Below are 11,393 nucleotides of genomic sequence, written 5' to 3'. Positions count from 1 at the left end.
AGGGACCGGACCGGCGCCAGACCTACGGTCTGCATTCGTATGCCACCGACGAAAGGCCGGGTACTCGGTATGGCGGCTGAAAGGTCGAGCACGGCAAGCGGTTTCCGATTGCACCGGCCCGGTGCGGACGACGGCAGGCCGGTGCGGGCGGTGCCTGCGGACGCACCGCCGGAGGAGTTGCTGGCCGAGGATGCGGTGCTGGATCTGTCCACCGATATCGCGGGAAATGACGTCGCGGACGTACTGACCAGGCTCGATGCCGAACTCGTCGGTTTGGCGAATGTGAAGCGGCGGGTGCGCGAGATCGCGGCGCTGCTGCTGATCGATCGGGCCAGGCAGCGCTTCGGCCTGCAGGCCTCCCGGCCGACCATGCATATGAGTTTCACCGGCGGCCCCGGCACCGGCAAAACCACCGTCGCGTTGCGGATGGCCGCGATGCTGCACGCGCTCGGATATATCCGTAAACCCAAGGTGCACACGGTAACTCGTGACGATCTGGTCGGCCAGTTCATCGGACACACCGCACCCAAAACCAAGGAGGCGCTGGCCAAGGCGGCCGGGGGAGTGCTGTTCATCGACGAGGCCTACTACCTGTTCCGCCCGGAGAACGAACGCGATTACGGACAGGAAGTCATCGAAATCCTGCTGCAGGAGATGGAGAGCGAGCGCACCAGCCTGGTGGTGATCTTCGCGGGCTATCCGGACCGGATGGACAAGTTCTTCTCGGCGAATCCGGGACTGTCCTCGCGGGTGGCCCATCATCTGGAATTCAGCGACTACACCCACACCGAGTTGGTGCGCATCGCCGAAATCATCGTGGCACGGGACAACTTCCGGTTCGACGACACCGGATACGCCGCCTTCGGCGAATATCTCACGCTGCGAATGAGCCGCCCCCGATTCTCCAATGCGCGCAGTGTGCGCAATGCCCTGGACCGCTGCCGGTTACGGCAGGCCAAACGGCTGGTCGAGCTGCGGCGACCGCTCACCAAGACCGACCTGATCACGCTGACCGACCGAGATGTATACGGCAGCAGTGTATTCGGGACAGGACAGCAGCCGGATGGGCCGACCGCAAGGGCCCCCGCGTAACGAGATCGAGAACTCATGCCAGAAGGACTGAAGACCCTCACCCGATACACGATCGAGGAGGAGCACCGGCATCCCGGATCGTCCGGTGAATTCTCCGCTCTGGTGAATGTCGTCGCGACCGCGACGAAAATCATCGCCAACCAGGTGACCAGGGGTGCCATCGTCGGCTCGCTGGGCGCCTCCGAACCCGATAACCTGCCGCCGACGGTGCACCGCAAACTCGACGCCATCGCCAATGACATCATGGTGGCCGAGACCCAATGGACGGGGCATCTGTCGGCGCTGTTGTCGGAGCAGATGACCGATATCCATCCGGTGCCCGACGTGCACCGGCGCGGCAAATATCTGCTGGCCTTCGATCCATTGGACGGATCCTCGAATATCGATGTAAATCTGCCTGTCGGAACGATTTTCAGCGTGCTGCGGGCACCGGACAACGCTGCGCCGACTACCGCGGACTTCTTGCAGCCGGGGGTGCGGCAGGTCTGTGCGGGATTCACGCTGTACGGACCGGCGACCATGCTGGTGCTCACCACGGGCAGCGGGGTCGACGGATTCACTCTGGATCGGGAGATCGGTGCTTTCGTATTGACCCATCCGCGGATGCGAATCCCCGAGGATACTTCGGGTTTCGCGATCAATGCCGCCAATGAGCGGTTCTGGGAGCGGCCGGTGCGGCGGTATGTCCACGAATGTCTCGACGGCGTGGACGGGCCACGGGGGCGGGACTTCAATATGCGCTGGGTCGCGTCATTGGTCGCCGATACCTTCCACATACTCACCCGCGGCGGGGTCTACCTCTATCCATACGACACCCGGCGGCCGGGGCGGGTGTCGTTGCTGTACGGCGCGAATCCGATCGCCTACATCGTCGAACAGGCCGGGGGCTGGGCGACCACCGGCGGTGATCGCGTGCTGGAGGCCGTGCCGGAGCAGGTGCATCAGCAGGTGCCGCTGATCTTCGGTTCGCGCAATGAGGTCGCGCGGATCGAGAGCTACCACAGCGAGCCCGAGGAAGGGCCCAGCTTCGACAGTTCACTGTTCGGGTCGCGGTCGCTGTTCCGTCCGGCCGGACGCTGACAATCGAGGAGGTGTCATGTCGGTCAAACATCCTGTCGTCGCCATTACCGGCTCATCCGGTGCGGGCACGACCAGTGTCACCCGGACCTTTCAGGAGGTATTCCGTCGTGAAGGCATCAATGCGGCGATCGTGGAGGGGGATTCGTTCCATCGCTACGACCGCAACGAGATGAAGCTCGCGTTGGCCGAGGCGGAGCAGAGCCACAATCGCACCTTTTCGCATTTCGGTGAGGACGCGAATCTGTTGAAAGAACTGGAGACGCTGTTTCGCGACTACGGTGAGACCGGCGTCGGTTCGGTGCGGAAATATCTGCACGATGAGTTGGAAGCCAAACCCTATGGGCAACCCGCGGGCACCTTTACGCCGTGGGAGGATCTGACGCCGGGCAGCGATCTGCTGTTCTACGAGGGATTACACGGCGCCGCCGTCACCGATTCGGTGAATGTCGCGCAATACGCGGATCTGCTGGTCGGGGTGGTGCCGATCGTGAACCTCGAATGGATCCAGAAGGTGATCCGGGACAAGACCGAACGCGGCTATTCCAGTGAGGCCGTCATCGATACGATCCTGCGCCGCATGCCCGATTACGTGAAATACATCTGCCCCCAGTTCTCCCACACTTACGTCAACTTCCAGCGCGTCCCCACCGTGGACACCTCGAACCCCTTCATCGCCCGCACCATCCCCACCGCCGACGAAAGTTTCGTCGTCATCCGCTTCGCCGACCCCAAGGTCATCGACTTCCCCTACCTGCTGTCCATGCTGCACGACTCCTTCATGTCCCGTCCCAACTGCATCGTCGTCCCCGGCGGCAAAATGGATCTGGCCATGCAACTCATCTTCACCCCGCTGATCCTGCGGTTGATGGATAAGCGCCCCAAGCGTTCTCGCTGATCGGTGTAGCGGTTCGTGGTGCTCGCCCGCCGTGGTCGCGGGGGCGAGGCGTGGCGGCGTACAGTGTCATAAGTTGATAAGCATTCTCCTGGGCGATCGCAGAAACAGTAGGGAGCCGTCATGACATCCGCGGTTATCGTCGACGTTGTTCGCACACCCTTCGGGAAGGGGAAACCCGGTGGTAGACTATCGGATCTGCATCCGGCGACACTGCTGGCCGATGTGCTGCGGACCCTGGTCCAGCGCAATGGCCTGGATCCGGTACTGGTCGATGATGTGATCGGCGGTTGCGTCACTCAGAGTGGTGAGCAGGCGTTCAATATTTCGCGCACCGCTGTGCTGGCCGCCGGGTTCCCGGAGTCAGTGCCCGCAACCACTGTCGATCGGCAATGTGGGTCCAGCCAGCAGGCCGCGCATTTCGCGGCGCAGGGGGTGCTCGCCGGGGCCTACGACATCGCGATCGCTTGCGGTGTGGAGTCGATGAGCCGGGTTCCGATGTTCTCCAACGCCCAGGAGAAGGACGCCAATCGCGGTCCGCTGGCCCATCGCTTCCCGGAAGGTCTTATCGGACAGGGCATTTCGGCCGAAATCATCACCCGGCGCGTGAAACTGGACCGCGAGACCCTGGACGCCTTCGCCGCCCGCTCACACCGGTTGGCCGCGGAAACCGCCGCGGCTGGAGGGTTCGACAACGAACTCGTCCCCGCGGGCACGCTCACCGCAGATGAGACCATCCGCCCGAGCACCACCGCGGAAGGTCTGGCCGGACTTCGCCCCGCCTTCGCCGACGATGAGCTCGGGGCGCGCTTCCCGGAAATCGAATGGTCCATCACCCCGGGCAATTCATCCCCGCTCACCGACGGCGCATCGGCCGCCCTGATCATGAGCGAGGAAAAGGCGAATGCCCTCGGTCTGCGTCCGCGTGCCCGCTTCCACTCTTCGCGGTCACCGGCGACGACCCGCTGCTCATGCTCACCGCCGTGATCCCCGCGACCCACAAAGTCCTCGCACGCGTCGGGCTGACCATCGATGACGTCGATGCCTACGAAGTGAACGAAGCCTTCGCCCCCGTACCACTTGTCTGGCAGCACGACCTCAACGCCGACCCCGCCAAACTGAACCCCCGCGGCGGCGCCATCGCCCTCGGTCACCCTCTGGGCGCCTCCGGCACCCGCATCCTCGCCACCCTGGTCAACCACCTCGAGCAGTCCGAAGGCCGCTACGGCCTGATGACCATGTGTGAAGCGGGCGGCCTCGCCAACGCCACCATCATCGAACGCCTCTGACGCGGCATCGATGGTTGCGACGATCGTGCTGTGCTGCCGCGTACCATGACCGGTGATCTGATGACCCGTTTCGCGAGTGAGGCAACCTGTGACCGTACTTCCGGTGTGGGCCGAGGACCCTGGGGCATTAGAGATCTCGGAGGCGGAGTACGACCAACTACCCGATGATCTCCGCAAGCTGATCGAGGTGATCGACGGCAACATAATCCGGTGCCAGAGCGGCTCGGCCGAGCGCAGTGATGTTGCGCGTCGTTTGGCGAACAAGCTCGAAGCGGCCAAACCCACGGATCCGTGCACCAGAGTTTCGACGGACATCGACCTGCACTTCGCCAAGCGACGAAATCGCGATCAAGGCTTCTCGTTTCGGCGTCCCGATGTAACTGTTTACCGCTGCGTCGAGCGCGGGACGAAGGTGACGACCGGAGACGCCCTCCTGGTTGTCGAAGTCGTTTCCCCCGGATCGGTGTACACCGATACCGTCGACAAGCTCGCCGAATATGCCTACGAAGGCATCCCTGTCTATCTCGTCGTCCATCTCGACGCCGACCTCTACGTAAAGATGATTCAGGAATACCGGCTCGACTGGGCCGCACGGATGTACCGATTGGCCGAGACCCACCAGGAAATCGTCATCCTGGAAAGGCCGTTCGCCGTGAGCATTCCGTTTGCCGAACTCGACGGCTAGGTAGGTCTAGAGCTCGCCCTGTTCGCGGCGGCGGTCCAGGTCGCGCTGGCGTTGTTCCTCTTGGCGGCGGGCCTCGCGGCGCTGGGATTCGGCGCGTTCACGCAGGCCGCGCAGGAAAGCTTCGTCATCGTCCGGATTCTGCGGGACATAGCGGCCGGGGCGGTCGTATTCGGCGTAGCGGGTGGTGGAACGCGGGCCGCGTTCGTGCAGTGGGCGGCCCGCGAACAGCCATAACAGCGCGCCCACGGTCGGCACCAGGATGACGACGACGAGCCATGCGAGCTTCGGTAGGTTCCGAATGCCCGCATCGGGGCAGGTGATGATGTCGACCAGGCAGTAGACCCACAGGGCCAATGTGATCAGGCCGAGTACTGCGTATGGCATCGAATCTCCTCGGGCGCACGGCAAACGGCTATGGCCTGCTCATCCGTGGTTTCCGAAAGTTCGATGGTCACCCCCCCGCCGAACCGGCCTGCATGGAGGATACACGGCGCGTTCGAGCGCATCAGTCCGGCAGCAGCGGAACCGAAAGGCCTTCGCCGCGACCGATGAGGGCGGCGCGGGTGACGGCGGCCGAGCCGAAGCGGCGGCGCAGGTCGTCCAGGGTGGCATCGAGGGTGTTGGTGGCGCGGGGTTCCAACGGCAGGGTGAGTTGGACGGCGTCGGCGTTGTCGAGGTTGGTCAGTGCCAGGCCGATGAGGGTGAGGCCGCGCTCCTGGATCATCGGCATCGCGGTGCTGAGCAAGGTGCGCGCGGCGTAGAGGATGGTTTCGGTGTGATCGGTGGCCTCGGGCAGGGTGTGCGAGCGGGTGGCGCGGGTGAAATCGTCGAAACGCATGCGCAGCACCACGGTTCGGGTCACCCGGTCGGCTGCGCGCAATCGGCGGCCGAGGCGGTCGGTGAGGCCGTGCAGGTAGGCCTCGATCTCGTCGGGTGGTCGGTGCCGACGACCGAGTGCGCGTTGCGCGCCGATGGAGCGGCGGCGCACGCCGGTTTCGACGCGACGCGGGTCGCGCGCCCAGGACAGGGCGTACAGGTGCCGGGCGGCGGCGGGTCCGAGGATGGCACGCAACGGTGATTCACCGAGTTCGGCGAGCTGCCCGATCCGGGTGATGCCGTGTTCGTGCAGGGTGCGGGAGGTGACCTCGCCGACGCCCCATAGTCGTTCGACCGGCAGCGGATGCAGGAAATCGAGTTCGAGTTCCGGCGGCACCAGGCGCAAACCATCTGGTTTGGCGACCGCACTGGCCACCTTCGCCAGGAATTTCGTCCGCGCGATACCGACCGAAATCGGCAGCCCGACCTGCTCGCGCACGGCATCGCGCAACCGCCGCCCGATTTCGACGGGTTCGCCCGCGATCCGACGCAGCCCACCCACGTCGAGAAACGCCTCATCGATCGAAATGCCCTCGACCACCGGCGTCGTGTTGTGGAAGACCTCGAAGACGGCCTTGCTCGCCTCGGCATAGGCCGACATGCGTGGCGGCACCACAATCGCATGCGGGCAAAGCCGCAGCGCCGCACCACCATTCATCGGCGTGCGCACCCCGAACGCCTTGGCCTCGTAGCTGGCCGCCAGCACGACCCCGCCACCGACGATCACCGGCCGCCCCCGCAATCGCGGATTATCGCGCTGTTCCACCGAGGCATAGAACGAGTCGAGATCCGCATGCAGGATCGACGCCTCGGCCCGCGCCTCGATCCGCGGCCGTCGAGAACGCGGCGCACTCGTTGGGCGGACGAACTCGGACACGAACATATGTTCGCATAGATCCACATCTAGTGAGTCCAACTTTCTGGCGGGGTTGTGCGGTTTACGCTCCGAGCCCCTAGCCAGGAAGGAGCCCTTCGGTGGCGAGGTCACGGCGGTCGAGGATCCAGGTCGAGGACAAGGTTGCGTGTTGTGCTGTCGGTGCTGGCGGGCGAGATGAGCGCTGCGGAGGCTGCCGCCTCGATTGGCCAGCGTTCCCTGACGCACTTATCGGCGACGGCTAGCCCGGTTGCGCGACGGCGAGCCGTGGCCTGCACCGTGGTGGAACGGTTCGAGCCGATCGCGGCCACAACACGATGAGGCCGCACCAGGCGCTCGGCGATCGGGCACCAGCGCGGCGTATACCGGCTGTTAGCATCCGGTGCGGCGCTAGGCCCGCGGCGTGGCGGGTGTGATGGAGATGCCGACGGTATTGCCCGTGCGCCGGAGCTTGCCTGACCAGGCGACGAGTGCGCCGACAATTCCGATGCGCTCCGCCAGCTCATCGATCCGGAACGGCTCACGATAGTGATGCCGAATCCACTGCACCGCTTCGGCGATCGGGGAGAATCGGGGGTCGCTGAGACCGATCTGGCGGACCGTCGGGCCGTACTCGCCGGTTAACAAGCGCCACAGGATCTCCCGTTTGACGAGGGGAGTCAGCACCTCCCGGTCGCGTGGCTCGTCGAGCAGACCTACCAACCGCACGGTGGCGTCGAGAAGTTCGGCGGACGCGTCGGCGAAAACGACTCCGGGCGTGGCGATGTCATCGTTGTCGGGCACAGCGCCACCAGGAGCTTGCACCATCATCTCGGCGACCTCGGCAGGATGTAGACGCAGGCACAAACCCAAGACCGGCCGTTCCGGGGTGGCTTCGATGAACTGGCACTCGAGGGGCACGGCAACCGATGCCACGAGGCACTGGCCCGCGCGGTAGTCGTGTATCTGCTCGCCGTACGCGAGATGTTTTGCGCCCTGGGCGATCAGCGTCATGTGCGTCCAGGGCATGGACGGCAATGGCGGCATGTCCGCCTCTTCCCGGCCGATCAGCAGATCCGCGATCGCGGTGGTCGTGTCGTCGCGGGCGTGGCGGGCCAGCAGCTCGCAGAGCTCCTCGAGGAGCATGGTCGCGGACCGATTCGCTGACATGATCATGAACCCCGACTGATGCTCAGATCTGCTCGGTGGGGCGCACGAGCAGTTCGGCGATGGCCACGTGCCGCGGGCGGGTCACGATGTAGCTCACCGAATCGGCGATGTCACCGGCCTGCAAGCGCTCGATGTCGCCGAAAGCCGCAGCGAGCTGCTGCTTGACGGCAGCCGAATTATGTTCGCGCAGTTCGGTATCGACGCTACCGGGCTCGATGATCGATACCCGAACATGTTGACGCGCCAACTCCTGGCGCAATGCCTCACTGAACGCGCCGACGCCGAACTTCGTCGCGCAATACGCCGCGGACATGGCGAACGCGCCACGACCGGCCAGCGAGCCGATATTCACGATGTCGGCCACCTGGCGCGGTCCCTGGGCAGCCGCCTGGACCAGGTGCGGAATCGCGGCGTGCGCGCAGTACATCAAGCCCATGAGATTGATGTCGATCATCCGACGCCAGTCGTTCAGGTCCGCGCCGGGAGCGGGTCCGAGCAGCATCAGACCCGCATTGTTGACCAGGGTATCCAGACGACCCAGGCTTTCGACGGTGCTTTCCACCGCTTCTGCGGCGGCTTGGGCGTCGGTGATGTCGGCGGGCACCACCAGGGCCTGCCCGCCGACGTCGGTGATTTCCGCGGCGAGGTCGGCGAGCCGCTCTTTACGGCGGCCGACCAAGGCCACGGCTGCGCCTTCGCGGGCGAGCTCCGTGGCGGTGGCGCGGCCGATACCGCTGGAGGCGCCGGTGATCAGGGCGACGGTTCCCTCGAGACGAGCGGTCATGGTTCCAGCCTTTCGATGAACGTCCACTGCACTGCGGGGAGTGACGAACAGGGACGAACCATTCAAACAAGCTGACCTGCGAAATCGTTAGAAAGATACTCGCTCACTCTTGCCCAATCCTCGCCGTTTTCCGATGCCGGACTCACAGCTCGCCCTCGCGGTCACCGACGGCAGGCTCGATACTTCGGGACGCAAGACACACATTCAGGGTGTGTCTGGTGGTGGGGTTGCTGCGGTTGAACGGAACCTCAGTCGGCGAGGTAGCGCAGCATCACCACGGTGTTGAAGTGCCTCGTCTCGGCCAATCGGAGCTGGATGCGCTTGTCCAGCAATGGGAACAGTGGTGTGCCGCCGCCGAGTACCACGGGGGCGAGGAACAGCTGGTACTCGTCGATGAGCCCGTGTGGCATCAGCGCGGCCGCGAGGCTCGCGCCACCGACCTCGATGACGCCGTCGCCTCCGGCCTTGAGCCTGCGGACCTCCTCGACCGCGTTCTCACGGATCAGCGTGCTGTTCCAGTGGACCTCGGTGAGCGTCCGGGAGAAGACGACCTTCGGCTTCTCGGTCCAGAGCCTGCCGAACTCACGCTCGATGCTCGACGCGTTCTCGGGCACGTGTGGCCAGTACTCGGCCATCAGTTCGTAGAGGCGACGGCCGTGCAGCGAGACCTCGAGGTCGCGGTAGCGGTCGTTGTGGAATTGGTGCAGTTCCTCGTCCGGGTTGGTCCAGTCGATGCTGCCGTCGCGGTCGTTGATGTAGCCGTCCAGGGACACGCTGAACCCGTAGATCAGTTTCCTCATGACCGAGTAGACGTCCTACGCGATCGAAACTCATCGGACATCAGGCGAGTGACTTCGTGGCATCCGGCCACGGAAGCCTCCGGAAAACCCGTTGGCGGATGACTGCGGCCACTGCTAACTTTCCGGAGGCCGTGCCAGAGAACGAGGAGGTGGTATCCGTGAACGCAGTATCGACATGGGTGCTCCCCTTCGGGGTCACGGTCGGGCGATAGGTCGTCCGGGAGCGCCGTTCAGCAGCACTCCCGAAAGGCACAAGCGTGCAATTCATTTCCGAAAAGCGCCTCGGCGACGACATCCTCGAGCGCGAATTCACCCTCGGCGAGATCCCCGGCATTCTGTGGACGCCCGGATCCGCATTCAAACCGGTGCCGCTGATCCTGGTCAGCCCCCCTCCCCTCGGGCTGCGCAAGGCGTACCCGCGACTGCTAGCCAGGGCCCGGCAGGCCGCGGCGGAGGGCTACGCCGTGGCCACCATCGAGCTCCCCTGGAGCGGTGACCGGCCCCGTTCCGCGGCCGCCGATCAGGCCCGCGCCGACCTGCACCGGGCGCTGCAGGTCGGCGAGCCGGTCACCGACGACATCGTCGACCGGCTCATCCTCCCACTGGTCGACCAGGCGGTCCCGGAATGGCAGGCGGCCCTCGACGCCCTTCTCGCGCGGCCCGAGATCGGCGGCCCGGTCGGGTATTCGGGCGGGGTGATCTCCATCGGCACAAGACTGGCGGTGGTCGAGCCGCGCATCTCGGCCGCCGTTCTGTTCGCCGGGAGTTTCGTGCCGCGCGCCATATTCGAGGAGGCCCGGCAGGTCACCATTCCGCTGCATGTCCTGCTGCAGTGGGACGACGAGGGAAACGACCGGCAGATGGCCCTGGACCTGTTCGACGCCTTCGGCTCCAAGGAGAAGACGCTGCACGCCAATATGGGCGGGCACACCGGCGTCCCGCAGTTCGCGGGGGAGGAGGGGAACCGGTTCTTCACCCGGCACCTGAAGTGAGGCCGGGCCGTCAGGCCGACAGCAGACGATAGGAGCTGTCGGCCAGAACGCCGCTCATCGGGGACAGGTCCCGGACCTCCTCGTCGGCGGTGGCCAGCAGATGCGCAACCGCCCCGACCGGCCGGTACCGTCCATCGGCGGCACCGGCCGGTCGCGGTGGCGCTTCTCAGGATTTCGGAACGGCCACGGACGACTGTCGAGCCCCATCGCGGCGTCAGTTTTCGCCGACGCGGCATCCGGCTCGTTTCGACCGCCGTCGGGACTCACCGATGAACGAGCGTATTCGAGCCGTACCGTCAGACCGGGCCGTTCGTCGGGGCCCGGCTTCGGCGCGGGACCCGCATACGCCTGCCTTGCGTCGGCTCTCGAAACCGGCAGGTTCCGCCGCCCGTCATCGCTCGCCGCTCGACTACCGTCCGGCGAGCTCGGCGACGACCGGAGCGAACCTGTCGGCGAAATCGGCGCCGAAGACGAAATAGGAGAAGCCGATCTCCTCCCGTCGCCGCTGGATTTCCTCGGCGGCGGCCACCGGGTCATCCGGAAGTACGGTCAATGCGTCCGCCGCGCGAAGCGCGGCAGGGTCGGTGTCGGGGTGCGCCATGTGCGGCGCGACAGCGTCGCCGATAACCGGCACAGCGAGCGCGAGCTCTAGGTCCCCGCTGGTGCGGAACTCGCGTGCCAGCCGCGCGACGTCGGCCCGAGGCTGATCCCCCAGCGCGAAGGTGACCGTGTCCGCGACCTCGGCCGCCAGCGCCCGGGCCTTCGGCCCCAGTACGGCCATCGCCACTGGCGTGTGACGGTCGGGGCCGTCGAGATCTCGCAGCGCCTCGACGGTCTCACGTACCTGTGCCAGCCGCTCGTTCGGCGGCGGTACGACGGG

The 11,393-nt window shown here is 65.4% G+C and carries 11 protein-coding genes and 1 pseudogene; 6 read left to right on the top strand and 6 right to left on the bottom strand.

What is annotated here, in order from left to right; genetic code table 11:
• The 5 genes and pseudogenes from NP3_RS35485 to NP3_RS35465 form a co-directional block, all read left to right on the top strand.
• Positions 1-1,092: AAA family ATPase (locus tag NP3_RS35485; protein WP_245721241.1), on the top strand; the 1,092-nt coding region annotated here is incomplete at its 5' end.
• A gap of 15 nt (positions 1,093-1,107) precedes the next feature.
• Positions 1,108-2,172: a class 1 fructose-bisphosphatase gene (locus NP3_RS35480; protein ID WP_063046100.1), complete on the top strand. Its 1,065-nt coding sequence runs from the start codon at positions 1,108-1,110 to the stop codon at positions 2,170-2,172.
• A 16-nt stretch (positions 2,173-2,188) separates the two neighbouring features.
• Entirely contained in the window at positions 2,189-3,067 is an 879-nt protein-coding gene (locus tag NP3_RS35475) for a phosphoribulokinase (protein WP_063046099.1), read from the top strand.
• 120 nt (positions 3,068-3,187) lie between these two features.
• Positions 3,188-4,353: pseudogene (locus NP3_RS35470) on the top strand (thiolase family protein).
• A 76-nt stretch (positions 4,354-4,429) separates the two neighbouring features.
• Entirely contained in the window at positions 4,430-5,038 is a 609-nt protein-coding gene (locus NP3_RS35465) for a Uma2 family endonuclease (protein WP_307680068.1), read from the top strand.
• A gap of 6 nt (positions 5,039-5,044) precedes the next feature.
• Here NP3_RS35465 and NP3_RS35460 read toward each other — a convergent pair whose 3' ends face one another.
• From NP3_RS35460 to NP3_RS35435, 5 genes are all read right to left on the bottom strand, one after another.
• Positions 5,045-5,422, bottom strand: a complete 378-nt coding sequence (locus NP3_RS35460; protein ID WP_063046097.1) for a PLD nuclease N-terminal domain-containing protein — start codon at positions 5,420-5,422, stop codon at positions 5,045-5,047.
• A gap of 121 nt (positions 5,423-5,543) precedes the next feature.
• On the bottom strand, positions 5,544-6,797 hold the full coding sequence (gene dinB / locus NP3_RS35455) for a DNA polymerase IV (protein ID WP_063046096.1): 1,254 nt from the start codon (positions 6,795-6,797) through the stop codon (positions 5,544-5,546).
• A gap of 381 nt (positions 6,798-7,178) precedes the next feature.
• Positions 7,179-7,937 carry an AraC family transcriptional regulator gene (locus tag NP3_RS35445; RefSeq protein WP_169814633.1) on the bottom strand — a complete coding sequence of 253 codons (759 nt, stop codon included), beginning with the start codon at positions 7,935-7,937 and terminating at the stop codon, positions 7,179-7,181.
• Between the two features lie 22 nt (positions 7,938-7,959).
• A complete protein-coding gene (locus NP3_RS35440) occupies positions 7,960-8,721 on the bottom strand; it encodes an SDR family NAD(P)-dependent oxidoreductase (protein ID WP_063046093.1) in 762 nt (253 codons plus the stop codon).
• A gap of 248 nt (positions 8,722-8,969) precedes the next feature.
• A complete protein-coding gene (locus NP3_RS35435) occupies positions 8,970-9,521 on the bottom strand; it encodes a dihydrofolate reductase family protein (RefSeq protein ID WP_063046092.1) in 552 nt (183 codons plus the stop codon).
• Positions 9,522-9,778: 257 nt separating this feature from the next.
• Here NP3_RS35435 and NP3_RS35430 point away from each other — a divergent pair, with 257 nt between their 5' ends.
• Positions 9,779-10,513 (top strand): dienelactone hydrolase family protein, encoded by a 735-nt coding sequence (locus NP3_RS35430; RefSeq protein ID WP_063046091.1) that lies wholly within the window; start codon positions 9,779-9,781, stop codon positions 10,511-10,513.
• A 409-nt stretch (positions 10,514-10,922) separates the two neighbouring features.
• Here NP3_RS35430 and NP3_RS49400 read toward each other — a convergent pair.
• The coding region (locus NP3_RS49400; RefSeq protein WP_507762173.1) for an LLM class oxidoreductase at positions 10,923-11,393 on the bottom strand (471 nt) is incomplete at its 5' end.

Source organism: Nocardia pseudovaccinii NBRC 100343, from assembly GCF_001613225.1.
Lineage (GTDB): Bacteria > Actinomycetota > Actinomycetes > Mycobacteriales > Mycobacteriaceae > Nocardia > Nocardia pseudovaccinii.
This window is presented reverse-complemented; position numbering and strand designations above follow the sequence as displayed.

Coding starts and splice junctions, on each gene's coding strand:
- NP3_RS35480 (WP_063046100.1), top strand. CDS start 1,108: ATGCCAGAAGGACTGAAGACCCTCACCCGATACACGATCGAGGAGGAG.
- NP3_RS35475 (WP_063046099.1), top strand. CDS start 2,189: ATGTCGGTCAAACATCCTGTCGTCGCCATTACCGGCTCATCCGGTGCG.
- NP3_RS35460 (WP_063046097.1), bottom strand. CDS start 5,422: ATGCCATACGCAGTACTCGGCCTGATCACATTGGCCCTGTGGGTCTAC.
- dinB (WP_063046096.1), bottom strand. CDS start 6,797: ATGTTCGTGTCCGAGTTCGTCCGCCCAACGAGTGCGCCGCGTTCTCGA.
- NP3_RS35445 (WP_169814633.1), bottom strand. CDS start 7,937: ATGTCAGCGAATCGGTCCGCGACCATGCTCCTCGAGGAGCTCTGCGAG.
- NP3_RS35440 (WP_063046093.1), bottom strand. CDS start 8,721: ATGACCGCTCGTCTCGAGGGAACCGTCGCCCTGATCACCGGCGCCTCC.
- NP3_RS35435 (WP_063046092.1), bottom strand. CDS start 9,521: ATGAGGAAACTGATCTACGGGTTCAGCGTGTCCCTGGACGGCTACATC.